This is a genomic window from Streptomyces sp. NPDC048612, assembly GCF_043199295.1.
Taxonomy (GTDB): domain Bacteria; phylum Actinomycetota; class Actinomycetes; order Streptomycetales; family Streptomycetaceae; genus Streptomyces.
On record NZ_JBICVV010000001.1, the window covers coordinates 476,598 to 503,392 of the forward strand.

General features: G+C 72.5%; 26 protein-coding genes. 13 read left to right on the forward strand and 13 right to left on the reverse strand.

The genetic code is table 11. The features are described from left to right. Positions 1-508: 508 nt before the first annotated feature. Positions 509-1,648: a substrate-binding domain-containing protein gene (locus ACGFN2_RS01975; protein ID WP_362601728.1), complete on the forward strand. Its 1,140-nt coding sequence runs from the start codon at positions 509-511 to the stop codon at positions 1,646-1,648. A gap of 60 nt (positions 1,649-1,708) precedes the next feature. On the opposite strand, the gene ACGFN2_RS01980 is transcribed toward ACGFN2_RS01975, so the two are convergent. Continuing rightward, positions 1,709-2,380 (reverse strand): DUF4142 domain-containing protein, encoded by a 672-nt coding sequence (locus tag ACGFN2_RS01980; RefSeq protein WP_362601731.1) that lies wholly within the window; start codon positions 2,378-2,380, stop codon positions 1,709-1,711. Between the two features lie 281 nt (positions 2,381-2,661). On the opposite strand from ACGFN2_RS01980, the gene ACGFN2_RS01985 reads away from it, so the two are divergent. From ACGFN2_RS01985 to ACGFN2_RS02005, 5 genes are all read left to right on the forward strand, one after another. Next, positions 2,662-3,156 carry a MarR family winged helix-turn-helix transcriptional regulator gene (locus tag ACGFN2_RS01985; RefSeq protein ID WP_393356778.1) on the forward strand — a complete coding sequence of 165 codons (495 nt, stop codon included), beginning with the start codon at positions 2,662-2,664 and terminating at the stop codon, positions 3,154-3,156. 144 nt (positions 3,157-3,300) lie between these two features. Next, positions 3,301-3,645 (forward strand): hypothetical protein, encoded by a 345-nt coding sequence (locus ACGFN2_RS01990; protein WP_393356780.1) that lies wholly within the window; start codon positions 3,301-3,303, stop codon positions 3,643-3,645. A 4-nt stretch (positions 3,646-3,649) separates the two neighbouring features. After that, positions 3,650-4,651 carry a caspase family protein gene (locus ACGFN2_RS01995; RefSeq protein WP_362601739.1) on the forward strand — a complete coding sequence of 334 codons (1,002 nt, stop codon included), beginning with the start codon at positions 3,650-3,652 and terminating at the stop codon, positions 4,649-4,651. Continuing rightward, positions 4,635-5,771, forward strand: coding sequence for a trypco2 family protein (locus tag ACGFN2_RS02000; protein ID WP_393356782.1), 1,137 nt, complete (start codon positions 4,635-4,637; stop codon positions 5,769-5,771). Before ACGFN2_RS01995 ends, ACGFN2_RS02000 begins: the two co-directional genes overlap by 17 nt. A 106-nt stretch (positions 5,772-5,877) precedes the next feature. Next, on the forward strand, positions 5,878-6,495 hold the full coding sequence (locus ACGFN2_RS02005) for an MBL fold metallo-hydrolase (RefSeq protein WP_362601745.1): 618 nt from the start codon (positions 5,878-5,880) through the stop codon (positions 6,493-6,495). Positions 6,496-6,525: 30 nt separating this feature from the next. On the opposite strand, the gene ACGFN2_RS02010 is transcribed toward ACGFN2_RS02005, so the two are convergent. Beyond that, positions 6,526-6,972, reverse strand: a complete 447-nt coding sequence (locus ACGFN2_RS02010; protein ID WP_393357162.1) for a MarR family winged helix-turn-helix transcriptional regulator — start codon at positions 6,970-6,972, stop codon at positions 6,526-6,528. On the opposite strand from ACGFN2_RS02010, the gene ACGFN2_RS02015 reads away from it, so the two are divergent. The 4 genes from ACGFN2_RS02015 to ACGFN2_RS02030 all read left to right on the forward strand — a co-directional run bounded on the left by ACGFN2_RS02015 (position 6,958) and on the right by ACGFN2_RS02030 (position 8,849). Then, positions 6,958-7,314, forward strand: coding sequence for an alpha/beta fold hydrolase (locus ACGFN2_RS02015; RefSeq protein WP_393356784.1), 357 nt, complete (start codon positions 6,958-6,960; stop codon positions 7,312-7,314). The genes ACGFN2_RS02010 and ACGFN2_RS02015 overlap by 15 nt on opposite strands. A gap of 6 nt (positions 7,315-7,320) precedes the next feature. Continuing rightward, a complete protein-coding gene (locus ACGFN2_RS02020; protein WP_393356786.1) occupies positions 7,321-7,629 on the forward strand; it encodes an alpha/beta fold hydrolase in 309 nt (102 codons plus the stop codon). 79 nt (positions 7,630-7,708) lie between these two features. Beyond that, complete coding sequence (locus ACGFN2_RS02025) at positions 7,709-8,482, forward strand: DUF72 domain-containing protein (protein WP_393356788.1); 774 nt, start codon at positions 7,709-7,711, stop codon at positions 8,480-8,482. A gap of 82 nt (positions 8,483-8,564) precedes the next feature. Next, positions 8,565-8,849 carry an acylphosphatase gene (locus tag ACGFN2_RS02030; RefSeq protein ID WP_393356790.1) on the forward strand — a complete coding sequence of 95 codons (285 nt, stop codon included), beginning with the start codon at positions 8,565-8,567 and terminating at the stop codon, positions 8,847-8,849. Positions 8,850-8,882: 33 nt separating this feature from the next. On the opposite strand, the gene ACGFN2_RS02035 is transcribed toward ACGFN2_RS02030, so the two are convergent. The 8 genes from ACGFN2_RS02035 to ACGFN2_RS02070 form a co-directional block, all read right to left on the reverse strand. Next, positions 8,883-10,280 (reverse strand): lanthionine synthetase C family protein, encoded by a 1,398-nt coding sequence (locus ACGFN2_RS02035; protein WP_393356792.1) that lies wholly within the window; start codon positions 10,278-10,280, stop codon positions 8,883-8,885. Beyond that, positions 10,277-13,474 (reverse strand): lantibiotic dehydratase, encoded by a 3,198-nt coding sequence (locus ACGFN2_RS02040; RefSeq protein WP_393356794.1) that lies wholly within the window; start codon positions 13,472-13,474, stop codon positions 10,277-10,279. Before ACGFN2_RS02040 ends, ACGFN2_RS02035 begins: the two co-directional genes overlap by 4 nt. Positions 13,475-13,523: 49 nt before the next feature. Beyond that, complete coding sequence (locus tag ACGFN2_RS02045) at positions 13,524-13,664, reverse strand: hypothetical protein (protein ID WP_362601760.1); 141 nt, start codon at positions 13,662-13,664, stop codon at positions 13,524-13,526. A 247-nt stretch (positions 13,665-13,911) separates the two neighbouring features. Further along, a complete protein-coding gene (locus ACGFN2_RS02050) occupies positions 13,912-14,940 on the reverse strand; it encodes a UDP-N-acetylmuramate dehydrogenase (protein ID WP_393356797.1) in 1,029 nt (342 codons plus the stop codon). Positions 14,941-15,128: 188 nt separating this feature from the next. After that, positions 15,129-16,436 carry a hypothetical protein gene (locus ACGFN2_RS02055; RefSeq protein WP_393356799.1) on the reverse strand — a complete coding sequence of 436 codons (1,308 nt, stop codon included), beginning with the start codon at positions 16,434-16,436 and terminating at the stop codon, positions 15,129-15,131. A 295-nt stretch (positions 16,437-16,731) separates the two neighbouring features. Next, entirely contained in the window at positions 16,732-18,018 is a 1,287-nt protein-coding gene (locus tag ACGFN2_RS02060; protein ID WP_393356801.1) for an MFS transporter, read from the reverse strand. A gap of 243 nt (positions 18,019-18,261) precedes the next feature. Continuing rightward, positions 18,262-19,275, reverse strand: coding sequence for a 2-hydroxyacid dehydrogenase (locus ACGFN2_RS02065; RefSeq protein WP_393356803.1), 1,014 nt, complete (start codon positions 19,273-19,275; stop codon positions 18,262-18,264). Then, positions 19,272-20,441, reverse strand: a complete 1,170-nt coding sequence (locus ACGFN2_RS02070) for a lactate 2-monooxygenase (protein ID WP_393356805.1) — start codon at positions 20,439-20,441, stop codon at positions 19,272-19,274. The genes ACGFN2_RS02065 and ACGFN2_RS02070 overlap by 4 nt, the downstream gene beginning before the upstream one ends. A gap of 111 nt (positions 20,442-20,552) precedes the next feature. Between ACGFN2_RS02070 and ACGFN2_RS02075 the strand changes: the two genes are divergently transcribed. Next, positions 20,553-21,713 carry a PucR family transcriptional regulator gene (locus tag ACGFN2_RS02075; RefSeq protein WP_393356807.1) on the forward strand — a complete coding sequence of 387 codons (1,161 nt, stop codon included), beginning with the start codon at positions 20,553-20,555 and terminating at the stop codon, positions 21,711-21,713. Positions 21,714-21,792: 79 nt separating this feature from the next. Here ACGFN2_RS02075 and ACGFN2_RS02080 read toward each other — a convergent pair whose 3' ends face one another. Continuing rightward, on the reverse strand, positions 21,793-22,254 hold the full coding sequence (locus tag ACGFN2_RS02080) for a MarR family transcriptional regulator (RefSeq protein ID WP_362601783.1): 462 nt from the start codon (positions 22,252-22,254) through the stop codon (positions 21,793-21,795). 93 nt (positions 22,255-22,347) lie between these two features. On the opposite strand from ACGFN2_RS02080, the gene ACGFN2_RS02085 reads away from it, so the two are divergent. After that, complete coding sequence (locus ACGFN2_RS02085; RefSeq protein ID WP_393356810.1) at positions 22,348-23,196, forward strand: SDR family oxidoreductase; 849 nt, start codon at positions 22,348-22,350, stop codon at positions 23,194-23,196. 25 nt (positions 23,197-23,221) lie between these two features. On the opposite strand, the gene ACGFN2_RS02090 is transcribed toward ACGFN2_RS02085, so the two are convergent. Continuing rightward, entirely contained in the window at positions 23,222-24,109 is an 888-nt protein-coding gene (locus tag ACGFN2_RS02090) for a phenylalanine 4-monooxygenase (RefSeq protein WP_393356812.1), read from the reverse strand. Between the two features lie 779 nt (positions 24,110-24,888). Here ACGFN2_RS02090 and ACGFN2_RS02095 point away from each other — a divergent pair. Continuing rightward, positions 24,889-25,968, forward strand: coding sequence for a sugar ABC transporter substrate-binding protein (locus ACGFN2_RS02095; protein WP_393356814.1), 1,080 nt, complete (start codon positions 24,889-24,891; stop codon positions 25,966-25,968). 124 nt (positions 25,969-26,092) lie between these two features. On the opposite strand, the gene ACGFN2_RS02100 is transcribed toward ACGFN2_RS02095, so the two are convergent. Then, the gene (locus ACGFN2_RS02100) at positions 26,093-26,779 is read right to left on the reverse strand and encodes an HAD-IA family hydrolase (protein WP_362601794.1); all 687 of its coding nucleotides are present in this window, start codon (positions 26,777-26,779) and stop codon (positions 26,093-26,095) included. Positions 26,780-26,795 lie beyond the last annotated feature (16 nt).

A 26,795-nucleotide genomic window follows, 5' to 3' on the forward strand; every position in this document is an offset into this window, starting at 1 on the left:
ACCGCGGACGCAGCGGTGAACGCCGGGAACGGTCCGGTTCGTGTGGCGGGTCCACTGTGTCCGCAGACACCCAGGCCTCCTTGCGACGTGCTCCTGAGCGGTGACCGAGGTGGTGTTGGTGCCGACCGCCGACGACGGGGGAGGGTGGGGAATGCGTATTTCGCCCCTTGTGAGCGAAAGGATTGCGCCACACCTCCGACCGGCGGTGAACATTACCGCTTGTGCATGCGCAGGCAACACATGACGACCAATGGCCAAACGGTATTCAACTCTTTGTCATGTTTGGCCCGTTGTCTTCACTGCAGAGTGCGGTGCCGGACGAGGCGCTGAATGGCCGGATTTCGTTGGGAGAGTGGGACGGGTGGACCGGTTCGTTCCGTATCGGGCCCGGCGTCGCCGGCCGCTGGCCCGCATCTCCCGGAGGGGGCTGCTCCGCGGAGCGGCACCACCCGTAACCTGTCTCCCCCCACCCCCGCCTGTAACCTCATCCTGCCCTGCGAGGAGTCCCGTGCACCCCATCCGCAAGGCGGTCGTGACAGCCGCCGCACTCCTGGTCACGGCCACCGCCGCCGGCTGTGAACCCGGCACCGGCACCACCGCGTCCCACCGGGACACCGCCGAGCCCGGATGTCCCACCGCCCTCGCCAGGGCCCAGCAGGCCGTCAGGAAGGCCGAGGCGGTCAGCGCCCCCTGGAAGGGCCCCACCACCGGCCCCAAGGCGGTGCATGACAAGACCGTCGTCTACATCGCCCAGACCCTGACCAACCCCGGCGTCGCCGGAGTCGCCCAGGGAGTCCAGGAAGCCGCCAAGATCGTCGGGTGGCGTGCCCGCACGCTCAACGGCCAGGGCACGCCGGACGGTCTGCGGGCCGCCTTCAGGCAGGCCCTTCGCCTCAAGCCGGACGGCATCGTCATCAGCGGTTTCGACCCCGCGACGACCGGGGCGGAGGTCAAGAGGGCCCGTGCGGCGAACATCCCGCTGATCGGCTGGCACGCCGCACCGTCTCCGGGCCCCAGCAAGGACCCCGAGCTCTTCAGCAACATCACCTCCCGGGTCGAGGACGTCGCGAAGATCAGCGCCGACTGGATCATCGCCCGGTCCAACGGACACGCGGGCGTCGTCCTGTTCACCGACGCCACGGTCCCCTTCGCCAAGCACAAGTCCGACCTCATCAAGAAGGAACTCGCCACCTGCTCCGGCACCAAGCTGCTGAGCTACACCAACATGCCCATCCCCCAGGTCAACAAGCGGTCCATCAAGGAAGTCCGCTCCCTGATGTCCCGCTTCGGCAGCCGGTGGACCCACTCCGCCGCCATCAACGACCTGTACTTCCAGCACGCCGCCCCCGCCCTGCGCGCCGCGGGCAAGGACGGCGCCGGCGCCCCGTTCAACATCGGTGCCGGTGACGGCGACCCGTCGGCCTTCCAGCGCGTCAACGGCAAGGAGTTCCAGGCCGCGACCGTGCCCGAGCCGCTCTCCGAACAGGGCTGGCAGATCGTCGACGAGTTCAACCGCGCCTTCAGCGACGCCCCGGACAGCGGGTATGTCGCCCCGGTGCACATCGCCACCTCGGCCAACAGCGGCGGCGCGCTGTCCTGGGACTCCGAGGGCTACCGGCAGGCCTACCGCAAGATCTGGGGGGACTGACCCGGGCTCCGACCCGGGGACGCCACTCGGAAAGTCAGCTCAAGTCCCCCTGAAACAATGCTACTTGGGGATGGTCGAGGCCACGTCGTCGAGGGTGTCGTCGGTGACCAGGCCGGTGTCCTCCAGGACGCTCATATGGTCCTGGACGGTGTCGTTGGTCTGGGTGGCAAGACGCCGGATCAGGGTGTTCTTGGTGGTGGCGCGGACCTCGCCGATGGTGATGAAGATCTTGCCGTGGGAGGCGCGGAGCAGGTCGACGAAGAGCTGGTCGAACTCCTTCCCCCGGGCCTTCTTCAACTGGCTCACCCAGCCCTGCTGTTCGGCGGTGGCCTGGTCGGGGATGGGAACGCCCAGCGCCTCGGAGTCCTCACGCGCCAGCTGGTCGAGCCTGCTGTGTCCTTCGAGCAGATGCATCCCGGCGCGCTTGATGGACTCGCTCGACGCGTGCGACTGGGCGAGCCGCCCCGCCGGCATCTCCCACAGCCCGGCCTGCCGGACCTTGGTGAGGAAGACCTTGTCCAGGGAGGTCACCTCACCCGAGTTGCCGCCCTCCGGTCCGGCCGCTGCCGCGTTCGCGGCCGGGAGGTGGGCCGAGGCCGACTCGTGTGCGGGGCCGTGTTGCTGGGAGAGCCAGACGGATACCGACGCGATGACGGCCGTGAGAGCGACCGCGACGGCTATCAGACGGCCACGTTTCGAGGGGGACTGGGGTGTCCGCGCGTGAGTTTTCATCATGCCTCCTGATTGCGCGCGTTGAGCGCCGGAGCGCTGTCGCCCACGGGCTGCCGGGGCACGGTCACGCTAACTTTTGCACTGAGCAAAGAAGCCGATTCAGCGGCGATGCGCAAATCCCTGGGGCGGGCGGCGGTGATGGGCTACGATGCCGCCCCTTCGCGTATCCGGGCGGGCACGTGCGGCGGCGTTCCCGGCCTCGCAGGCAGCCGGGCAGGCCGCCGGTCGTCCCCGTTGTCCCGCCGAGGGCGTCCGGACAACGGGGACGGTAGAAAAGGGGAATGGCGGAGCGCGGAGCCCCCACGGGGGCCATGGATGATGTGGAAGCGGTGACCCGTGCGGTGCTCACGGCGTCGAGGCTGCTGGTGGCGGTGTCGGCACGGTCGCTCGGCGAGGTCGAGGAGCGGGTGACGCTGCCGCAGTTGCGGATGCTGGTGGTGCTCTCCACCCGCGGCGCCACCAAACTCGTCGCCCTCGCCGAACTGCTCCAGGTCGCGCCCTCGACCGCGATGCGCATGGTGGACCGGCTCATCGCGGCAGGCCTGGCGCACCGTCAGGCCAACCCCGGCAACCGGCGCGAGACCCTGCTCCAGCTCACCGACGAGGGCCGGCGCACGGTCGCGGAGGTCACCGCCCGTCGCCGCGCGGAGATCAGCACCATCGTCGAACGACTCGCCCCCGCCCAGCGCGCCTCGCTCATCGAGGCACTCACGGCCTTCAACGAAGCGGGCGGTGAACCACCCGTGGACGCACCGGAATCGCACCCCCTGGGGTGAGCGGCCCGGGGCTTCGGGCCGCGCGCCCCGGAGTCCCGGCCGATCCCCTCATGACGGACAACTGCGATATGAGCGAAGTGCCGTCCCGCCGCATCATCCGGCTCTATGCTCAGAGCCCATTCCGACGCGGGCCGGAGGCTTACGGTGGAGATCACGATCCGGTGCGAAGACGCCGACACGGCAGGGGAGTTGGCGCAGAGCCTCTACCAGTGGCTGCTCGACGAACCGGACGCCCGCAGGCATGCCGAGGTGCGGCTGGTCGGTGCCGAACCGGTCAAGGGTGAACTGGGATACGTGCTCGATCTGGTGCAGCTGGTCGTCAGCTCCGGATTCAGCGCGGGGTCCCTGGGCTACACCGTCGCCCAGTGGAAGAAGATGAACGCCCCGCAGCTTTCCGTGACGTTCGAACGCGACGGCCGGACCGTCACGGTGAGCGGGACGGACGCCGAGGTGATCGAGCGGGCCGTTCAGCAGCTTGACGAAGAGTGACGCATTGGCCCGCTTGCCGCGGTTCGACGCTTCGTATGCCCTGTTGATCGGGGTGTCGGAGTACCAGGATCACGCCTTTCCCGAGGTGCCGGCCGCGATCCACAACCTGGCGGGTCTGCGCAGTGTGCTCGCGCCGTCCGACGGCGGTGGCTTTCACCGCGAGAAGTGCCGGATGGTCGCGAATCCGCGCACCGGTGAGGGAATGCGGGTCGCCATCAAACGGGCGGCCGAGTCCGCGACCGACGTGCTGCTGCTCTACTACGTGGGCCACGGCTGGAAGGTCGACGGTGACCTCTACCTGGCCTCCCAGTCGTCGAGCCCCGATTCGATCGAGACCACGGGCCTGGCGTACCGGACGGTCCGCCGGCTGGTGCGGAGTTCGCCGGCCGCCCTGCGGATCATCGTCCTCGACTGCTGCTTCAGCGGAGTCGCCACGGGACTGCTGAGCGGCGAGGGGGACCTGTGCCTCAGCACACCCGAGGTCGCGATCCCCCTCGAACAGGAGCTGCCCGACGACCATGCCGACGGGGTGTGCGTGATCGCCTCCAGCGGCCCCAACCAGCCGTCCCAGGACTCGGACGGGGCGGATCACACCGCGTTCACCGGGCATTTCCTCGCCACGCTGAGGGCGGCCACGCGGGCCGGCGACGTGCGGGACCTGGAAGCGGTGTTCGACGGGACGAAGGCGGCGATGGAGTCGGCCGAGCTGCGGCATGTGCCGCTGATCGCCTCCATGGGCGGGGCCCGGCGGCTGGCGCTGGTGAAGGGCCTGGTGGTGCCGGAGCCCGTCCCCGCGAAGGAGCCGGCGGCCGTCGTCATACCGCCTCCGGCCGCGGAACACGAGACCGTGCCCGCGCCGGGGCCGCCGCCCGTGGAAGGCGGCCCGGCCAAGCTCATGAGCTGGCACACACCGGTGGGAAGTGCGGACATCTTCGATTCCGCACTGGCGCTGACGCTGCTGCAACAAGCCATGGCAATGGGGGGTGACGATGAGCACGCCGGATAGGAAGCGGAGCGGGGAGATCGAGCGGCTGCGGGTACAGGCGGAGGAGGACTTCCGGGCTTACGGCCCGCAGCTCGCGGACCGCCTCCTGACCGCCTGCCGGCGGCTGCTCGCCGCGGGCGACGGTGAGGAGGCCCTCCTGATCGCCCAGGAAGCGGTGGGCATCCACCGCCGGCTCCTCGACCGCTACCAGGCCACCGGGACCGGGCTGGCCCAGGCACTGCTGCAACTGGGCATCTGCCTGGCCGAGATCGGGGCGTCCGAAGAGGCCGTCGATGTGCTGCAGGAGTGCCTCCGGATCACCGAGATCCAGCCGGCGCACGTCCGGCCGCCCGTACAGCGCCTCCGCGGCAACGCCCTGGAGTGCCTCGCGCTGGTCCTCGGCTCCTCGGGCCGTACGACGGAGGCCATCGCCGCCTCGCGACAGGCGATCAGCGGCTACCGGTCCGTGTGCGACGAGGACCGGAGCGCGATGCCGGAGCTGGCGCGCGGGCTGCACAACCTCGCCACCCTGCTGGCCGCCAGCGCCGCCTGGGACGAGGCCCTGGTCCCCCTGGAGGAGTCCCTCGCGCTCTACGACCAGCTCTCCACGGAGGGCAACACCGCACTGGCGGCGGAACGGAGCCGGGCCCAGCAGCTGCACGCCGTACTCGCGGAAGGAGACGAGGACACCGGGGACGTCGAGGGCGAGGCGCTGTCCGCCTACCACCTGGCCGCCGAGTCCGACGCCTACTCGACCACCTCGGGACTGGCCAGCATCCCGGCACATGTGGAGATCAACCTTGTTGAACCCGTCGACCACGTCGCACCGCCACACAGGGAGCAGAGGAGCATGGAGCGCAACCGGATTGACCTCACCGAAGCGGTACAGGCCGTACGCGACGACCTGCGCGCGGCCACCGGCAGGTTCGACAGCGATGAGCTGCAGTTCGAGATGGGGCCGATCGAGCTGGAGTTCACCGTCGAGCTGGAGCGGGATGCCCGCGCACGGTCGGGGGTCCGCACCTGGGTGATCACAGACAGCGGCGGGTCGAGCACGGGCTCCGCCAGACACCGGCTCAAGCTCACCCTGACCCCACGACAGCTCGCGTACCGGAGCGTTGATGTGACGGACCGGATCTAGACAGGGCAAGCCACTCCCCGCCGTCGCCGCCGGGGGCGCCGGCGGGGGCGGCCGACGCCATGACACCGTGCTGACACCCGCACCCCCGCCGCGTACTCTCCGCAGGATGCGCCTCACCAAATACACTCATTCCTGTGTCCGGCTGGAGCGTCCGGGGGGCGGGACGCTGGTCATCGACCCCGGCATCTGGAGCGAGGCGCGGGCGCTGCCCGGTGCCGATGCCGTCCTGGTGACACACGAGCACGCCGACCATGTCGACGTGCTGCGCCTCAAGGGACTCGGGGTGCCGGTCTTCGCGCCCAAGGGCGCGGACCTCGGCGGCCTCCTGGACGTCATCGAGGTGGAGCCCGGCGAGGAGTTCAGCGCGGCCGGCTTCGCCGTCACGGCGCACGGCGGCCGGCACGCCCGGATCTACGGCGGCCTCCCGGACTGCGCCAACCTCGGCTACCTGATCGACGAGCGCCTCTACCACCCCGGCGACTCGCTCCAGGTGCCCGACAGACCGGTGGAGACGCTGTTCGTCCCCGTGCAGGCCTCGTGGCTGCGCACCTCCGAAGCCATCGACTTCGTCCGCACGGTCCGGCCGGAGCGCGCCTACGGCATCCATGACGCACAGCTCAACGAACGGGGCCTGCACAGCGTCAACGGCTGGCTCGGCCAGGAGGCGGGCGGGTGCTACCGCTGGGTGCCGCCGGGGGAGCTGACGCCGTGTTCGCGAGGGTGAGGGTGCGCCGGGTGCGGTGGCCCGCGTCCCTCAGTCCACCTCCACCTGGTCGAAGAGCGCGAGCATCTCCGTGAGCACCTGCACGCACGCCCGCACGTCGGAGTCGGTCAGATTCCCCTGGACGTGACGGAGCAGCGCGTGCTCGCGCGCGAGCACCGCGGTGATGGCCGCCCTGCCCTCATCGGTCAGCCGGATCAACGAAGAACGCTGATGAGCCGGGTTCGGGGTGATCTCGACCAGCTTCCGGTCAGCGGCGTCGTTGACCATGCGCTGCACGAACTGCCGGCTCAGCGCCTGGGCCCGGCCCATCTGAGGGACGGTCATAGGGCCCTTGTCGCACAGCAGGTCCAGGACGGCGCGCACGCCGACGGACAGTCCCTCGACCGGCGCGGCCTGTTCGACCTTGCGCTGTACGCGTCGGTACAGGATGACCAGTTGGCGGCCCTCACGCCGGACTTCCGGGTGATCGTCCCGGATGCCCGTGGCCACGGCACCTCTTCGATCGAGACCGGAGCGTTCCGGCACACCGACGATCTCGCCGCGCTGCTGCGGCACTTGGACGTCGGCCCGGTGGTCCTCGTCGGACTCTCGATGGGCGCGGGCATCGCGGTGGACACCGCGCTGGAGCACCCCGGGCTGGTGCGCGCGCTGGTCGTCAGCGGTGCCGGGACCAGCGAGCCGGAGTTCCGCGACCCCTGGGTCAAGGACATCGTGGCCGAGCAGGACCGCGCCCTGGCGGCCGGTGACGTCGCGGGCTGGATCGACGCCTTCATGTTGTTCGCGGCCGGCCCACGCCGCACGCTCGACGACGTCGACTAGGGCGTCGTGCGACGACTGCGGGCGATGGCCGAGCGGACGCTCGCCAAGCACACCGGCACCGAACCGGACTGGCAGCTCCCCGTGGCAGACACCTGGGCGCGGGCGGCGAAGATCGCCGTTCCGGTGCTGGCCCTCAGCGGCGCCATCGACGCGCCCGACCAGATCGGCATGGGGGAGCGCCTGGCGCACGGCGTCAGCCATGGCCGGGCCGAAACCATCGACGGCACCGCGCACTACCCCAACATGGAACGCCCGGACGTCTTCAACGAGTTCCTGGGGGAGTTCCTGCACACCGTGGGTGTGCCGGCGCGCTGACGGGGTCGGGGCCGCCGTAGCGGCTGCGGCCCGGGGCACGGCTGATACGCCGCACCCCGGACCGGGCAGGGATGCGGGCATGACCGTTCTCGTCGGAACCTCCGGCTGGCAGTACAAGGACTGGCGTGCGGTGCTGTACCCGCCGGACCGGCCGCAGCGGCTGTGGCTGGAGGAGTACGCGCGGCACTTCGCCACCGTCGAGAGCAACGCCGCCTTCTACCGGCTGCCCGAGGAGAAGACGTTCGCTGACTGGCGGGACCGGACCCCCGAGGGGTTCGTGATGGCCGTGAAGGCGAGCCGCTATCTGACCCACATCAAGCGGCTGCGCGATCCGGAGGAGCCGGTCCGGCGCCTGATGTCGCGGGCCGCCGCCCTCGGGCCCCGGCTCGGGCCCGTCCTGCTCCAACTGCCGCCCACCCTGCGGGTGGACGCCGGGCTGCTGGACGACTGTCTCGGTTGTTTCCCCGCCGGTACCAGGGTGGCCGTCGAGCCCCGCCACGCCTCGTGGTGGACGGAGGAGATCAGGTCGGTGCTGGAGCGGCGGGGTGCCGCGCTGTGCTGGGCGGACCGGGGCTCCCGGCCCGTGACGCCCCTGTGGCGGACCGCCGACTGGGGGTATGTGCGCTTCCACGAGGGCCGCGCGGACCCCTGGCCGCGCTATGGCGGGCAGGCGCTCACCACCTGGGTGCGGCGGATCGCCGACACCTGGCCGGACGGTGCCGATGTCCACACCTACTTCAACAACGATCCGGGCGGGGCGGCCGTCCTCGACGCCACCCGTTTCGCCCGTGCCGCCACGGCCGCCGGGCGCTCCGTGAGCCGTGCGCCGTCCGGGCGTGGCGCCGACCGGTGACCGTGGGGCCGGGATATATCTGCGCTCGTACGGCGGGGAGCCATCGAGGGGCGAGCTGACGAGGTGACGAGGTGAGGCACGGATGATCCGCAGACGGGTGGTGGTCTCCGGAGAGGTGCAGGGCGTGTTCTTCCGCGACACCTGCCGGCGCACGGCCGAGGCGTCCGGGGTGGCCGGCTGGGTGCGGAACCTGCCGGACGGGACGGTGGAGGCCGTGTTCGAGGGGGAGCCCGAGCGGGTGCGGCAGCTGGTGGACTGGGCGCACACGGGGCCGCCGTCGGCCACCGTCGACGCCGTGTCCGTGCGGGAGGAGGAGCCGGAGGGGCTGACGGGCTTCGAGATCCGCCCGACGGCGGGACGCTTCTGACCGGGGCGGGGTGCGGGCACCGCCCCACCGCGGTCAGCTCATGAGGAAGGCCGCGTCCCAGCCGCTCCCCTCCTGCGGGGCGGCTCCCCGGCGGGCGTCCGCGTAGTCGGCCAGGACGAGGGCGATTCCGGCGGCGCCGTCCAGCAGCCCGGGGTGGTGCACCCGGTGCGGTGCGGACGCGGACGGGTCGGCGGGCGGCACAACCTGGCGGTAGCCGAAGGGAGTTCGGGTGTCGCACTCCGCCACGAGCTCCCGGGCGAGAGCGTCCGCCGTCGCCCACCACTCGATGCGCCCCGTGGCGGCGGCCATCCGGCTCACGGTGTGCAGGACGCCCGCCCGGCCGTGGCAGAAGCCCGGGTCCGCGGCCACGGCGGCGTCGTACGGGCGGCGCACCAGACCTCTGACCGCGTCCTCGGCCACTGCCGTCAGCCGGTCGTCACCCAGCGCCCGCCCGGCCAGATGCAGGGACCAGGCGATCCCGGCGGTCCCGTAACACCACCCCGGGCGGCTCCGCGCCCCCGCCTCCGGCCGGGACGCCGACGCCTCCGGCCGGGAACCCGCCGGCTCCGGATGCGGGACGCGCCCGGGCCACCGCATGCCCAGGCCGTCGGTGTGGCCCACGCGCACCACCCAGTCGGCCATACGGCGGAGGGCGTCCGGCATGCCGGGCACCCGGTGTCCCGCGCGGTACGCCAGGGACAGCAGGGCGAGGGGGCCGCAAATCCCATGGGCGGCACCGACGTTGAGGTCGCCCTCCGGGAACTCCGTGCGGTCACGCGGGACGGGATACCGGTCGGGGGCGCACCACCACCCCGGCACCTGGAGGCCGTCGTCCGCCATGGGGGACCGTACGGGACGGGTCATCCCGACCAGAAAGGAGAGGACGTCGCCGAGCGCCCGTGCGCACCGCTCGTCGCCGTGGGCGGCCGCCGACAGCAGGGCGCGGCCCTGGCCCGCGAGGCCCGAGACCGCGTCGTAGTCGTCGGCCGCCAGCCCCGGCCCGTGCTCCCGCTGCCGCGTCACCAGCCGGGCGACGCGGGCCCGGACGTATCCGGCGTGGACCTCGGCGCAGCGGGCCAGCAGCCGGGCGTATCCGCCGTGTGCCTCGGCGTGCAGCCGGGCGGGCAGCAGCAGGTCACCGACCGCGGCCGGGCCCGCTTCGGTGATCGCGGCGACGGCGGCGGCGAGGTGGGCGTGCCCGAGCGCCGCGTGCCGTGCGTCGCTCCGGGCGCACCTGATGTGCAGCAGCGCGATACCGGGGTGCCCCAGCAGCAGCGACGCGGGCTGCCAGGCGGGCAGCGGCAGTTCCGGCGGCAGCGCGGCGAAGGCCGCACGGGTGGTGCCCGCCACCTGCTCGGGCGAACTCAGCAGACCGGCGACACGGAGGGCGAGGTCCGACGCCGCGTCGCACAGCGCGAGGGGTGCGGTCATCCGGTGTTCCGCCTCCTCAGCCACAGCGCCAGCGCCTCACGGGCCGTCACCTGCGCCGTCAGTTCCTGTTCGCGCCGCGGGCCGAGCAGCCGGTTGCAGTGCATATGGGCCAGACTCAGGGCGATCCGCGCCGTCCGGCCGGGGTCCGTCCCGGCGGCGGACAGCGCCTCGCGCAGGCCGGCCAGCGCCGGGCCGCGGCTGCTCCACCCCTCGCCCCACCCCACGCCCCGGCCGTCCGCCGCGGCCGGTGGGCGGGGCCGGCCCCGCGCGTCCAGCAGCGCCGCGATCTCCTGCTTCCGGGCCCGCGGGACCTCTCCCCGGCGCTCCAGCACCGACGGGCCACTGAGCCGGTCGAGCGCCTCCTCCGGGGAGCCGAGACGGGTGAGGATGTCGAGGATGCCCAGCGCGGCCGCCGACGAAGGATCGCCCAGTTGGTCGGGGGCCATGGCCAGCAGCCTGACGACGGACTCGCTGTCGGCCTGGAAGACCCGCTCGGCGTGCCCGAGGGCGGTCGGTCCGCCGTACCTTTCGACCTCGGGCTCGTAGGTGTCCAGGACCACCTTCCCGAGGAGCCCCGCCTCCGTACGCGCCCGTGCCCAGGAGTGGAGTGCGGGCAGCAGCACCGGCCACAGGGACTCCGGCGTGCCGTGGAAGCGCAGCCGGAGGTGCGGTGCGGGGTCCTCGTACCGGAGGAAGAACCAGCGGTCGACGCCCGCCCTGTGCAGCAGCCCGGGATCGGTCAGCGCCCCGAGGTGCCGGGTCAGCACCTCCGCCTGGCGGGCCGTCGGCACATAGAGCTTCGCGTAGAGCCACTCGCCACCGGGCAGATGGCCGCGGGTGCCGGGGCCGTCGTCGCCGTCCGGGCCCGCCGTCGGGAGCGGGACCGGTGCCGTCCCGGGGACGTCCCGCCGGGTGCGGTGCGCGGTGCCGCGGCCCGTGGGGCGGGCGAGGACGGGGAAGACGAATCCGGCGGCGTGCGGCCCCTCGGGACCCCTGAACCACTGCCGTCCGGCCCGGCCGCCGACCTGCTCCACCACGGTCAGCCCGGCCGCCCGCCGCACCTCGTCACGGAAGACGGCCAGCTGCCACGGGTCGTCGAGGTCGGCCGCGATGCGGTGGTCGGCCTTGGCGAGCAGCACCCGCCGGGGGACGTCCCAGCGCCGCCGCCACCGCCCGACCGCCGTCCGCCACTCCTCGTCCCCCAGGCCGGCCGCGGCGCGCAGGGCCCGGTCCGGCAGCCAGCGCGCCGGGGACAGCACGGTCCGGCCGTACCGCACCCGCGGCAGCGCGGGAGCCGCCTGCCAGCTTCCCCAGCTCCACGGCGCACAGAAGGACCGGCCCTCCTGCCCGAGTTCCAGCAGGAACCGTGCCACGTACGGCAGATGACCGTTGCCCGGGTAGAGCATCGAGTACGAGAGCGGCCGCACCCCGCGGCCGGTCGTGGTGTCGACGAGCCGGAGGTGGTCCGGGTCCGCCCGCACCGCCAGGTTCTCCAACCGCAGGTCGTGCGCCGTCTCCGCCGCGGCGGGCCCGACACCCAGCGGGATGCGGTGCGAGAGCCACTGCGGTACGGCGGACACATTGGCCGCACGCGCCACCCGGGGCCGGTAGGCGACACAGGCCGGGATCTCGTCGTCCGGGGCGCCGCGCTCCGCGTGCCGGGCCAGGTCCCGGAGCTGCGCAACGGACCGGCCGAGCACCGGCGCGAACCGGCTGAACATCGCCCCGGCCAGCGGCGACACCGCCTGCGGTGCGAGCACCAGACGGAAGTCCCCGTCGCACAGGGCGTCCCGGTCCGGTGCCACCAGCTCGGCCACCAGCTCCATGCTCGGCGGGGCCGGCCCGCGCTCCGCGGGTTCCAGCGCGCGGACGGTCTCCTCGTGGAGCACCACTTCCGGTGTTCCCCGGCGGGCCGCGTCCATCAGCAGCTCGCCGAGGACCCGGTCGCGCGCCCCGGACACGGGGGCGGGCTCGGCGGCGGGCTGCCGGTAGGCGCGGGGCAGCCCCAACCCCCGCGCCTCGTCGAGCAGTTCCAGGACCGGGACCGGCCGGTCGGTGCCGTACCGTTCGAGGAAGGCCAGGTGGTAGCCGCGCAGCTGCGGAGTGCCGCGCTGGACGGGGGAGGTCCGCCACAGCACCGTCGCCGCCTGCGCCACCTCCCGGGCCACGTCCCGCGGCAGGGTCAGCCGAATGTCCAGGGACAGGTCCGTCTGGAGGACGTCGGACGCCGGCCGCAGCGCCCGCATCCGTGCGGAGACCGCGGCCGCCCGGGGCCGCCGCGCACCCGGCGGCTCGGCGTCCAGAGAACGCAACTCCCCGTGTATCGCGCACAGTTCACGAGCCACCGGATGGTCGATCCCGTGCAGCCGGTCCCGTACGTGGTCGAGGGGTGCGGTGCAGTCGGGTGGCGGCGTCAGGTCGGTCAGCAGGAAGTGGCCGCGCACGAGCTGCCCGACGGCCGCCTCGACCGCCCCGTCGGGGGCCTGGGGGAACTGTCGCCCGGCCTCCTCGACCAGCCGGGTAAAGGGGGTGGGGCGCGCCGCGGCCGCCAGGAGGTGCCGGACCACCCGGGTGTGCCGCACCGACCCCGTCACCTGCCGTTTCCCGGTGCGGTCATGGTGGTCGACCAGCACCAGACGGCCGTCCCGGACGGTGTGCAGGTTGTTGGCCGTGAGTCGCGCACGCGCCAGTACGGCGGGGGCCTCGCGCAGCGTCTCCAGCACGTCGTCCAGCCAGGCCGCGTCCGGCCGGGTCACGCTGCGCCCGCCGCCGGCCGCCTCTCCCGCGGGCGCCGCTCCGAACCCCGCGATTCCGACCCCCGCGAACAGGCCGAACGGAGTGGGGCGGTGGGACATCCGTGAGTGGTACTTCGTCAGCGACAGCGCGATCCGGCGCAGCGACTTGAGCCGCAGCCGTTCCCCGGCGACGACCCGGTCCACCTCGGGGGCCAGGCTCGGGCCGGCCAGGCCGACCGCTTCCATGAGCCGCGGGTCGGCGGCGAGCCGGGTGATGTGCCGGCGCAGCCGCTCCTCCTCGGACGGGGCCTCGCCGGGCTGCCCGGCCGGAGGCTCGTCCGGGGGCAGGGGGAGTGCCGCGGCCCGTACCAGGGCCACCGTCCCGCACTCGAAGGCCACCTCACCCGCACCGCTCACGTCCGCCCCGCCCCGTTCCCCTGCCACCGCCTCGCCCGACATGGGTGCGGGGTGCTGCGGGACGACCTCCCGCAGCACCCCGCACCGTGTCTCAGCAAGGCCAGGTGGTGGGCGAGCAGACCTGCGTCATGAGCTGCGGGTCCTGCGCCTTCACGGCGGTCTCGGCCGGCTCCATGAGGTCCATGTCCAGGTCGAGGTCGAATTCGTCCACGCTGATGGCGACGTTCTCCATAATCCCCTCCAAGCAAGATGATTCAATTCCGGAGTATTTCCGGTTGTTGCGGCGATATTGCGCAACCGCCGACGTATTCCATCCAAGGCCGCGGACCGGGGTCAAGCACGTTCGATCTTTGGCTGAGGAGCAACTCCCCTGCTGCGGGCCTGTGTTACGTTGCGCCCTGCCTCGCCGCCCCGTGCGGCCGTGCGCCACCTCAGAGGAAGTCGCGTTCAGAGAAAGTCGCGTTCAGCGGAAGCCGAACTCAGAGGAAATCGAGCTCGGAGGTCAGCCGGACCCCCGTACGGCACAGCACCTCCTGCTGTACGCGCTCGACCGCCCGGGTGAAGCCGGTGGCGGTCGCCCCCTCGTCCGCGACCAGGGTGTAGTGCCGCGAGGAAACGCGTACGCCCGTACCGACCGGGGTGTTCAGCTCGAAACCGGCCTGCCGGATGAGCCAGCTCGCACTGACCCGGGTCGAGCCGTCGGGGAAGCGGTTCACCGGCGCACTGCGTGCTCGCAGGCCGTCGGCCTGCGCCGGGGTGATCTCGGGGCTGAGGAACACACTGCCGACCGACCGGTCATCGGCGCCCGCGCAGCCCAGCACCATGCCCTTGCTCCGCCGCACGGCGAGCACCGCCTGGGCCGCCTCGTCCAGGGGCACCCTGCTCCCGACCGGGACATCGAGCGCGGCGGCGACCGTACGGTAGGTGACCGGGGCGCTCAGTTCGGACCGGCGCAGCGCGAAGACCAGGGACAGCAGGGTCCACCGGCGGGAGCGCTTGAAGACGCTGGTGCGGTGGCCCAGCCCGCAGGCCGCGGCGTCCAGGGTGACCCTGCGGCGCAATTCCCAGTCCCACGCCGTCACTTCGACCAGACAGTCGGCGGTCTCCTGGCCGTAGGCGCCGACGTTCTGGACCGGTGTGGCGCCCGTGGTCCCGGGGATGCCCACCAGCATCTCCATGCCCGTGAGGCCCTCGGCGATGGTGGTGTCGACCAGGTCGCCGAGGAGGTGACCGGCCTGGACCTCGACCAGCACCCGGCCGTCGGTGGTGCCGCCGGTGATCCGAAGGCCCTTGGTGCTCATCCGCAGCACGGCGCCCGGGCATCCGGCGTCGCCGACCACCACGTTGCTGCCCTCGCCGAGACAGACCGGGCGGCCGGGGGAGGCGTCGGCCAGCGCGACGAACTCGGGGAAGTCCGCGGGGTCGAACAGCTCGCAGAGGACCGCCGCCGGGCCGCCGAGGCCCAGCGTCGTCATCGGGGCAAGCGGTACCTCATGAGTGACTCGCATAGGTTCCTGTTCTCCTGGATGCCGTTCCATGTCGGGGGTCGTGTCCTGGGGCGCGCGGGGGAGGGGCCCACCCTCAGTGTGTGACGGGCGGGACGCAGGCGCGCGCCACCGCACGGGCGGCGGACGCGGCCGTCGCGCGGACGGTCGCGGAACGGCCCTGTGGGCAACGGAACTTGGCGGCCACGCCCTCAGCCCGCCGCCCGCGCCGGGTCCACGGCCAGCAGATCATCGGCCCGTTGCACGATGTCGCGCGCTACCGCGGCGTCGTACCGCACGAACCGCCGCCGCAGCGCGGTCAGCCGTGCATGGGCGCGCTGTGAGCTGACGTTTTCGGCCAGGGACAGCGCGTCCGTGGCGGCCTCCGCGGCACCGTCGAGTTCCCGGCACGCCAGCCGCGCCTCGGCCAGCGAGGCGCTGTGCAGCAGCAGATTGCGCGGCTGGCCGCCCCGCAACAGCTCGATCCCGCGGGTGAGATGCCCCTCCGCCCGGTCCGGACGCCCCAACTCCAGCCAGGCCCGGCCGGCATCGGCCACCATGACGGCGGGGGTGAGCCAGTACGCCCAGGGCGGCTCGGCCGAGGGGCCGCCCGTCCGGCTCAGCTCGGCGGCGTCGTCCAGGGCCCGCTGACAGGCCGCCTCGTCGCCGAGACCGGCGTGCGCCCTGGCCTCGCGGGTGGCCAGCAGCGCCTGGCCGATGCCCATGTCCTCGTGCGCCGACCCCTTACGGGCGATCCGGATCAGCCGCAGCGCCTCGTCCGTCCGTCCGGCCCACCCGGCCCGGTAGCTCATACAGGAGATGATGTACGCGGCGAGCGGCCGGTCGCCGGCCGCCCGGGCGGCGCCCAGCGCGGCCAGGAAGCGGGAGCTGCTCAGCTCGTCCATGCCCTGATCGGCCGTCAACCATGCGGTCAGTTGGCCGAGTTCGGCGATGATGCGGTGCAGTTGCCGCCCGGTCGGGGCGTCGTAGGAGTACTGGGCGGCCAGCTTCTCCGCCCACTGGAGGTCCTGCAGCGCCCACTCCAGGACGAGCCCGCTGCTGCCGCTGTCGTCCAGCCGGCGCAGCTGCTGGATTCTCGCGGCCAGCACCTCGATCGCGACCGCGGGGATCTCGTCGCCCCGCAGCCGCGAGGGCGGCGGCAGCGCCTCGTCGGCCACCAGCCAGTCCACCGCCGCGGTCAGCGGTTCCTGGCCGGCCGGCCGCCGTCCGGGCGCCGCGCGGCGCCGCTGGGCGGGGATGCGCCGGCACTGCGGGGCCGCGGACGGGAAGTGCTCGGGCCACAGCGCCTCGACCGCGATCGGCTCGCCGAGCTTGTCGGACAGGATCGTGGCGACGATGTGCGGCAGCCGGCGCCGCGGGCATGCGCCCTTCAGCCAGTTGTACGGCGCCTTGCTGCTGATGGTGCCGTTGCCGCACCGCCTGTTGATCTCCCGGGCCAGCCGCTCCGGCGGCCAGGACAGCCGCGCCAGACAGGTCGCTAAGACGGATGTGTCGTTCATCGGCGGAGAACCTCCGCCGCGGCGGCACTCGACACGGAGGGAACGGGCGGAGCGGTCTGCCGGGCGGGTCGGAACGCTCCCGGTGACCGCCGGAGGCGCCGCGGAGCCGGACCGGACCGGAGGGGAAGGGGGCCGGTGATGTGCATAGCCGCTTCCCACGCCCCCCTGCCGACGACTGCCCAGCAAGGGTAGGGATTCCCTGGGGTGGAGCGGCAAATCTGTGACGACTGACACAGCTGCTGCGCACGATGTGCACGTACCCGGCGAGGGCGGCGAGCGGCACCGTCCGAGGCCCTCATACCCGGTCCAGTTCCCGGGCCGCGGCCGGTTCCCGTACGGCTGCCGGGCGCAGCGCCCGCCAGTAGAGCGCGACCCCGACCGCCAGCACGGCCACCGCGAACAGGAACGGCGCCTCGAACGAGCCGCTCACCTGCGCCAGCCAGCCGGTGAGCAGCACCCCGCCCGCGGTGGCCGCCGTGTTGAGGAAGTTCATCAGCCCGCTGACCGCCCCCACCGTTCCCGGCGGTGCGAGCAGTCCGGGCAGCCCCCAGGCGACCGGCGCGGCGATGGCCAGGCCCGCCAGGGAGACCGACATCCAGCAGACCGCGACGGCCGGCGAACCGGCGCTCCCCGCGGCGCCGATCGTGCCGCCCAGCGCCAGACCGCAGGTCAGCACGGTCCTGCGGACCACCCACGGGTCGCGGCCCCGGCGGATCAGCCGGTCCACCAGCCAGCCCCCGACGGTGAGTTCGGCGACCGTCGCCACCGCCCACGGGACCATCGCGTAGAAGCCGGACTGCAGCAGCCGTACGTGGAACTCCCGCTGGAGGAACTCGGGCATCCAGGTCAGCACGATGTTGATGGTGTAGCCGTAGCAGGCGAAGCCGCAGGCCACGAGCCAGACCTGACCGGAGCGCAGCGCGGCGCGGAACTCCCGCAGCCCGCCCCGGTCGGCGTCCCGTGCCCCGCCCCGGAGGATGAACTCCCGCTCCGCCGGCCGCAGCGAGCCGTACGTGGACGGGTCCCGGTAGCCCCACCACCACACGGCGGTGAACAGCAGGCTGAGCGCCGCGCTGAACAGGAACCCGGCCCGCCAGCCCCACTCGCTCATCACGAACGCCAGCACCGGGAACGCCACCATGTTGGCGAGCTTGGTGGCGCCGTCGAACAGGGCCGTCGCCATCCCGCGCTCACTGACCGGGAACCACGCCGCGGTCGCCTTGGAGGCGCCGACCATCGACGGCCCCTCGGCCACCCCGAGCAGCAGCCGCGCCAGGATGATGGGGCCGACACCGCCGGCCACCGCGGTCAGCAGGCCGGCCACGGCCCATAATGCGGACGCGATCCGCGTCAGCCGCGAGACCCCGAACCTGTCCACCAGCAGGCCGGCGGGCAACTGCACCAGGCAGTACGACCAGGTGAACGCCGAGAGCACCACCCCGAGTTGCTGGAGGTCCATACCGAACTCGTCGGCGATCGAGGAGCCGGCCACCGAGATGGCCGTACGGTCAAGGAAGTTGACGACGATGCCGCCGGCGAGCAGTCCGCCGATCGCCCAACGGGTGCGTCCACGGGGTTCCACGAGCGTGCGCAGCCTTTCCTGGTGAAGCCTCTCCGGCACTCCGGTGCCGGTGCCGGAGCCGATGCCGGGCGGACGCTACCCCTGTTGCCGAGGGGGCGGCCGTCGGAAGTGTCGAGAAATGGCGGTGGCGCGCCAGGAACGCGCCACCGCACCGCGCCGCACAGGCGTACGGGCCCGCTGACCGGCACCCGACAATGGCTGAAATTCAGGAAGGAGCACGCCCCGGCGCCCCGCCAGGTGCCGCTACGACACCAGGTCCCGCAGCGGCTTGCCCTCCAGATGGTCGATGACGTTCTGCACGGCTGCCAGGGCGATACGGACCAGGGTCTCGCGGGTGACGCCTCCGACATGCGGGGAGAGGACCACGTTCGGGGCCCTCAGCAGACGCAGCGCCGCCGTGGGCGGCTCGGGCTCGAAGACGTCGAGGCCCGCCCCGGCGAGCGTGCCCGCCTCCAGCGCGTCCGCGAGGGCGTCCTGGTCGATGAGGGCGCCCCGTGCGGTGTTGATGACGAACGCGGTGGGCCTGAGGAGGGCGAGGCGCTCCGCGCCGAGGAGACCGCGGGTTTGCCCGGTGAGCGGGGCGTGCAGGGTGACGTAGTCGGAGGTGCGCAGCAGGTCTTCGAGGCCCAGGTACCGGGCGCCGCCGAGACGGGCCTCGACCTCCGGCGCGGCGGCCCTCGGCCCCGTGTAGACGACGGTCATGTCGAACGCGACGGCACGGCGGGCGACTTCCTCACCGATGTGGCCGAGACCGACGATGCCGAGGGTCTTGCCGGAGAGTTCGGTCAGGGACTGCTGGAGCCGCGGCAGCGCCCAGTCCGCCTGGACGAGAGCGGTGTGCGCCGGGACCAGCTGCTTGGCGAGCGCGAGCATCAGGGCGAAGGTCTGCTCCGCCACGTTCTGCTTCTCCGCGCCGCTGGAGCCGATGTTGCAGACCGGGATGCCCCGCTCGCGGGCCGCTGCCAGGTCGACGTAGTCGAAGCCGTGACTGGCGCACTGGACGAGTTCCAGCCGCGGTGCGGCGGCGAGATGCCCGGCGGTGACCGGACTCAGCCCGGTGATCAGGAGCTGCGCCTCGCGCAGCGCCGCCGGGTCCTCGTCGGCCGATTCGACGACCGTGACCCGGGCGCGGCCGGGGAACAGGCCGGACAGCGCGGCCCCGGCGGCCCGGCCGCCCACATGCGGCGAGACGACGGCGAGCACGTTCTTCACGTCCTGCGGCTCCGGGGCCGGCTCCGAGTGCGGCGCGGTGGTCATACGGACTCCTCGATCAGGTCGTCGGCGGTCAGGGTGGCGGGGCGGGAGTGCCCGGACAGTGCGAGGGTGAGGTCGAACTCGGCGAGCAGACAGCGCACCACATGCTCGACGCCCGCCTGGCCGTCGAGGCCGAGACCGTAGGCGTAGGGCCGCCCCACCAGCACCGACTTCGCGCCCAGGGCGAGCGCCTTGACGATGTCGTCGCCGGTGCGGATACCACTGTCGAAGAGGATGGTGAGCCGGTCGCCGGCCGCCTCGGCGACTCGGGGCAGCGCGTCGGCGGCGGCGACGGAGCCCGCCACCTGACGGCCACCGTGGTTGGAGACGACCACCCCGTCCACACCGGCCTCGGCGGCCCGCAGCGCGTCGTCCGGGTGCAGGATGCCCTTGAGCACGATCGGCCCGTCCCAGTTCTCCCGCAGGAACGCCAGATCGGGCCAGGTCTTGGCGGGGTCGGCGAACATCCCCACGAAGTGCATGACCGCCGCGTTCGGGTCCTCGTGCACCGGCTTGGCGAGCCCGGCCCGGAACGCGGGGTCGGTGAAGTAGTTGGCGGTGCCCACACCGTGCAGGAACGGCAGATAGGCCTGGTCGAGATCGCGCGGCCGCCAGGCGAGCAGCGGGGTGTCGAGCGTGACGAACAGGGCGGTGTAGCCGGCCGCCTTCGCCCGGTTCAGGAAACTCCGGGTGACCTCTCGGTCCTTCGCCCAGTACAGCTGGAACCACCGCTCCCCGTCACCCATCGCCTCGGCGACCTGCTCCATGGGCGTGCTGGAGGCGGAGGACAGGATGTACGGCACGCCCTGGGCCGTGGCGGCCCGGGCGGCGGCGGACTCGGCGTCCGGGTGCATGATCGACAGCACCCCGACCGGCGCCAGCGCGAGCGGCGCGGGCAGCGCCCGGCCCCACAACTCCACGGACAGATCGCGCTCGTGCACATCGCGGAGCATCCGCGGGACGATCCGCCGGCGGTCCAGCGCGGCCCGGTTGGCGTCAGCGGTGCTGCCGGTGCCCGCGCTGCCCGCCACATAGCCGACCGGGCCGGGCCCGAGCCGCTGCTCGGCGAGCCGCTCCAGCCGGCTCAGATCGGTCGGCAGCCGCGGTACGGCGCCCGTCATGCCGTGGAGATAGATCTCGTACTGGAAATCCGCCCAGTGCTTCGCCATCCGTCCGCTCCGCCTCTCGTCGCCGCGACCGCGTGTCCCCCGCGATCCTGGCGACGGTGACAAGACCCGTCCACCGTCCTGCGCACAACACACGGGTGGAATCATCACCCTGTGACAGAGGAACGGGAACGCGTCCGGCAGCAGCTGACCGCCGACCCACGGGTCGTGCCGGCGATCGTCACCGCCGTACGCGAGCAGGTACCGGCCTACGCCGTGCTCGACGGGAGCCGGCTCCACGAGGTACGGGCCATCGCCGCCTGGGCGCTGGACCGGCTGCTCCACCTCTGGGCCACCGACGGTGCGCTCACCCCCGCCGACCTCCGGCGGTTCCGCGGGATCGCGGCGGCGCGGGCCGCGGACGGGCGCCCGGTGCAGGCGGTGCTGCGGGCCTACCGGGTCGCGGCGACCACCCTGACCGACGAGATCGCGGCCGCCGGGCCCCCGCTGGGAGCGGCGGACGCCTTCGCCCTCACCCGCATGGCGCTGACCACCCTCGACACCCTCGCCGAGGAGATGGCCACCGCCTACACCGCCACCAGCGAGGACCTGGCCGGCGACCGCGACCGCGCCCTGCGGCTGCTCCTCGACGACCTGATCACCGGCCGCCACGCCTCCCTCGGCGCCCTGACCGACCGCGCCGCCCGCCTGGACATCCAACTCCCCGACCCCTACTGCCTGTTGGTCGCCGAACCCATCGACCGGCCCGGCCCCGCCCCGACCCAGGAAGCCGCCCGCGCCCTCCTCGCCGCGGTCACCGCTCCTGGAGAGCCGGGACCCGCGACGGTCCGCGGCTCGCGGCTCGTCCTGCTGCTGCCCGCCGCGGCCGCCGGCCGGGCACCGCAGGCCCTGCGCGAGCGGGGCCTGCGCGGTTGCGCGATCTCGGAGGAGAGCCTCGACCGGATCGCCGTCGCCTACCGCCTCGCGGCCGACGCCCTCGACACGGCGCCCGCCCACGCCCACCACCCCACGCGGGTCCTCACGGACGGGGACGCCCAGGTGCTCGCCCTCCTCGGTGGCCGTCCCGCCGCCACCCCCGAACACCTCAGCCGCCTGATCCTCGGCCCCCTCGCCCGGCCCGGCCACGATCACCTCATGGCGGCCCTCACCGCCTACCTCGACACCGGCTCCGCCAACGCCGCCGCCCGCAGACTCGGCCTCCACCCCCAGTCCCTCCGCTACCGCCTCCGCCGCATCACCGACCTCACCGACCGCGACCCCCGCGACCCCTGGCAACGCCTCACCCTGGACATCGCCCGGACGATCGGGCATTGAGATCGGGCATTGAGGGGCGGCGGGTCAGAAAACCCCGCCTCCAGGGGCGGATCGTCCGACGCCCCGGCTCTCCGCCCTCTCACCCCTCCTTATTGGCCTTGAGCTTCCGCCACACCGTGCTCAGTGCTTCGAGGTCGTCCTGGTCGAGGAGGTCGGTGAACACCGGGGCCAGGCAGGTGCGGCGGGTGGCGTCGGCCTCTTCGAAGAGTTGACGGCCTTCCGGGGTGAGGGAGACCTCGACGGAGCGGGCGTCGCGGGCCGAGGGGGTGCGGGTGACGAGTCCGCGGCTCTGGAGGGCGTCCACGACGCGGGAGACCTGGCTGCGGCTGAGCATGGTGCTGTTGCCGAGCACCGAGGCCGGTACCGGTTCCGGGCTGGAGGCGAGCCAGAGCATCACCTCGAACCAGGAGACCGGCAGGTCGTGGGCCTTGCTCAGGGCGCGGTCCACGCGTTCGGTGAGGACGGTTCCGGCCCAGACCAGCCCGTAGAAGGCGTGATCGGCCACGGACATCTCGGCCTGGGTGAGCTTCCTTTTCGCCATGCGGCAAGGCTACCGGTTGCGTGTGTGCGCACACAATGCTTATGGTGTGTGTACACGCACCTAAGTGTTCTCCGTACGACCGAAAGGCTCGCCATGTCCTCCCCCTCGTCCAAGGTTGTTCTGATCACCGGCACGTCCTCCGGCATCGGCCTGGCCGCCGCGGTTGCCGCCGCACAGGCCGGCTGGCGGGTGGTGGCGACGCTGCGCGACACCGGCCGCGCCGGCGCGCTGCGCGAGGCGGCCGGGGAAGCGGGGGTGGAGCTGGACGTCCGGCAGCTGGACGTCACCGACGAGGGCTCCGTCGCCGCCGCGGTCGACGGGGTGATCGCCGATTACGGCCGCCTCGACGCCGTGATCAACAACGCCGGTGCCGGACACCTCGGCACCCTGGAGAACGAGAGCGTGGCCGAGGTGCGCGCGGTGATGGAGGTGAACTTCTTCGGAGTGCTCCATGTCTCGAAGGCGGCACTGCCGCACCTGCGGGCCACCGGCGGCCGCCTGATCACCGTCACCAGCGTCGGCGGGGTCGTCGGCCAGCCCTTCAACGAGGCGTACTGCGCGGCCAAGTTCGCCGTCGAGGGGTACATGGAGAGCCTGGCGCCGGTGGCGGCCCGGCTCGGTGTGTCCGTGTCCGTGGTCGAGCCCGGCGCCGTGGCGACCGAGTTCGTCAACAACATCGGGGCCGATCTGTCGGCCGAGGTGGCCGCCGCGGGCCCGTACGCGGACACGCTCCAGGCGTACCTGGACCGCACCGTCGCGCAGTTCCTCAACGGCGCGCAGACCCCCGCCGAGGCCGCCGGGACGGTGCTGGAGGCGCTCACCGCGGACCGGCCCGCGTTCCGCCTCCAGACCTCGGACTGGGCGCGGCAGTTCACCGGCATCAAGCTCACCGACCTGGACGGCTCGGCGGTGCTCGGCCTCACGGCCGGCTGGGTCGGCTGACCCGGGCGGTGCCGGTCGGCCGGCCCTACGCCCGGTCCCGGGAGAGCGCCGGGACGCGCAGCCGGCGTGCGCTCTCGTCGTCGAAGTCCGCACAGAACGCGCCGAGGACGTCTTCGAGATGCTCCAGGGAGCGCGCGGTGTAGAGGACGGGCTGGTAACCGGAGATGCAGTACGGAGTGGCGGCCGCGGCGCGCGGGTCCAGGGGGCGGATCGTCCGCCGGTCGTGGGCGCCGATCTCGCCGTAGGAAGACAGGAGGGCGGCGCCGAAGGCCTTGGGTGTGCCGGATTCGGTGATCAGCCCGTATTCGAGGGTGAACCAGTAGACCCGGCTGAGGATGTCGAGGGCCTCGTCGGTCTCGGTGCGGTTGGCGGCCTGCCCGATGAGCCGGTAGAGCCGGGCCAGGCGCACGCTCGACAGATGGACGCCGTGCCCGAAGACGTCGTGCAGGACATCGGGTTCGGGCGCGTACAGCGGGACCGCGGGGTGGCGGACGAACTGCACGGCGTGGAAGTAGCCGTGCTCCATCGCGCCCAGGAACCGCTCGTTGGGCACCACTCCGCCGGCCAGGGTGAAGGCGAATCCCGTACGGGCGGTGAGGGCGGCGCTGACCTCCGTGTGCTGGGGGATGCGGTCGGCGCCGATTCCCGCGTCCTCACCGGCGTCCAGTACCGCGCGGCACGCATGGGCACGGTGTGCCGGGGCGAGGGCCCGGTGTACCGCCCGCCAGGTGCGGTGCTCGTCCTCGGTGTACGCCACGGCCGGGTAGGGCGCCCCCACGCGAAGTCCTTCGGCCCGCGCGGCCAGCGCGTCACGGCGGCGCCGGTAGGCCGGATCGCTGCGGCCGGGGTGCTGGTCCGGGAGCCCCAGCCGGCCGTCGGCGGAGATGGGGGTGTACTGCCACGCAGTGCTCATGTCCGTCACCTTGTTCGGCACAGGTGATACGGGCGCCGGCCGCAGACCACCGCCGGCCGCGGGGGAGCGGCGGGTCGCCCGGTCTCCAGGATCTCACCGAACCGGCCGGACGGCCGGGTGGGTGGCCGGCCGGTTCGCGTCGGCCGCCGTGCGCGTTCGCGGCCGCCCCGCGCGGAGAATCTGCAGCGGAAAATCAAACCAAAGAGATTCTCTGGGAATTTCCATTGTTGCTACCGGAATTGGTGGTGGCGCGGAAGCGGAAATGGGTGGCGGGGGTTGGCCGCCGGGGCGGTGCCGGTCGGCGTATCGGCTGTCCCGGCCGGGGCGAACGGGGTCACACCGGCCCGGCGCCCTTCCGGAAAGCTGCGTCCAGCACCTATATTCCTGCTGCGCTGCGCGTATGGGTGGCGGAGGGGAAAGGCCCGATCGTGCTCGGCGGTGAGGCGGCGGTCCGTGATGACCGTGCAACTCCAGCCATATTCGGGCTGATTGACGAGCCGGCCGACGGGACGGGCAGAGGTGTTACCTTGCGTTACACTCCCGGATTCCGGGGCTATGTTACCGGCCGGAAAACGGAACTTTCCGGAGTGATACGGAACGAATTGAACTTTTCGGTACTGGTCGGAGGCCCGCCGGATGACGGTGCTTCAGAGGGTCAACTCACAACTCACTTTCATATCGTTGTGGCTTTGATTCTTGACGGTGGGGCGGGAGGTGTCGTTCACTTCAGCCGTTCTGGGTCGGTCAGGTCAGGGCGGCCCCTTTGGAGGTACCGGAAGATGAATGCAATAATGCGGCGTGCCCTCACCGGCGCGGTGGCACTTTCGCTCGCAGCACCCTTGGCGGGCTGTGGCAGCGATCAGAAAGAGGCCGGCGCCGGCAAGGACTCCATAGGTCTGCTGCTCCCGGAGAGCAAGGCAGCCCGCTATGAGAAGTTCGACCGCCGTATCATTTCGTCGCGTATTGCATCGCTCTGCCTCGAATGCAAGGTCGACTACCACAATGCCGAGCAGCAGGTCGATGCTCAGAAGAGACAGTTCGACGCCCTGGTGAAGAAGGGCGTCAAGGTCATCATTCTGGACCCGGTCGACGCCGCGGCGGCCAAGGAGTGGGTGGACTCGGCCGCAAAGAAGGACGTCAAGGTCATCGCGTACGACCGGCTCGCCGAGGGCGATGTCGCGGCCTATGTCTCCTACGACAACGAGCGGATCGGCCGGCTCCAGGCGCAGGGCATTCTCGCCGCCCTCGGTTCCCGGGCGGCCACCTCCGACGTCGTCATGATGAACGGCTCGCCGACCGACCCGAATGCACCGGCCTACAAGAAGGGCGCCCATGACGTCCTCGACGGCAAGGTGAACAAGATCGTCTTCGAGAAGGACATCCCCGACTGGTCCGAGGCACGGGCCAAGAAGGAGATGACCGACTTCATCAACGCCGAGGGCGCGGAGGGCTTCGACGCGGTCTACTCGGCCAATGACGGGATGGCGGGCGGCATCGCCGAGGCGCTCAAGTCGGCCGGAATCAGGAATGTGCCGGTCGGCGGCCAGGACGCCGAACTGCCCGCGCTGCAGCGCCTGGTGGCCGGCACCCAGTCCTTCACCATTTACAAGGAAGTCCGGCCGGAGGCCGAGACCGCCGCCGAAATCGCCTTCCGTCTGCTGCGCGGCAAGAGCATCAAGCCGCTGACGACGACCACCGCCGACAGCAAGAGCACGTCCGGTATCCCCGCCAAGCTGTTCAAGGCACAGATCGTCACCAAGAAGAACATGAAGAACACCGTGGTGCGCGACGGCGCCGTGCGGACCGACCTGCTCTGCGAGGGCCTCACCAGCGCCTGCAAGTCCGTCGGCCTGGAGTGACCGTCTCCCGTTGACTGCCCTACGGGGCAGGCGGTGCCCGTCGGCGACCGGTGAGGTGCACCGGCCCCCGGCGGGCACGGCGGTCATCCCCCGCGCCCGGCCGGTCCCCGGCCGCCGCGCCTCCTCAGCGCCGGAGCCAGTCGTACGCCGCCCGTGCCGTGAACTCCCGCTGGCCGCCCCGGAACAGCAGCCCGGCGCGCGCGAACGCCGGGTCGTCGGCGGTGGCGGCCACATACGGGACGGCGATGCACCGCATCCCCGCCCGGTGCGCCGCGAGCGCCCCGGGCGCTGCGTCCTCCAGCACCACGCAGTCGGCGGGGACGGCACCGAGCCGCCGCGCTGCCTCCAGGAACACATCCGGCGCCGGCTTGCCGTGCGCCACCTCCTCGGCCGACACGACCGTCCTCAGCAGCGCGTCGAGCCCGGTACCGGCCAGCACCGTCTCGATCGCGGCCCGTGACGAGCCGGACGCCACCGCCATCGGATGCCCGGCCGCCGACAGCCGCTCCACCAGGACGCGCATCTCGGGGAAGACCTCGGTGTGCGCCCGCGCCAGCTCCAGATAGGCGCGGTTCTTGCCGGCCAGCAGCTCCTCGACCGGGGCGTCGAGACCGAACTCCGCGCGCAGCACCTCCAGCGTCTCGCGGGTGCCGATGCCGATGAAGCGGGTGTGGTGCTCCCAGCTGAAGTCGGGCACCCCATAGGCGGCCAGCAGCCGGCGCCCCGCCTCGTAGTAGTTCGGTTCGCTGTCCACCAGGGTGCCGTCGAGGTCGAAGATCACCGGTGCGGGCGGGGCGGGGGAGGCGCTCATGTCCACCAGCATGCCA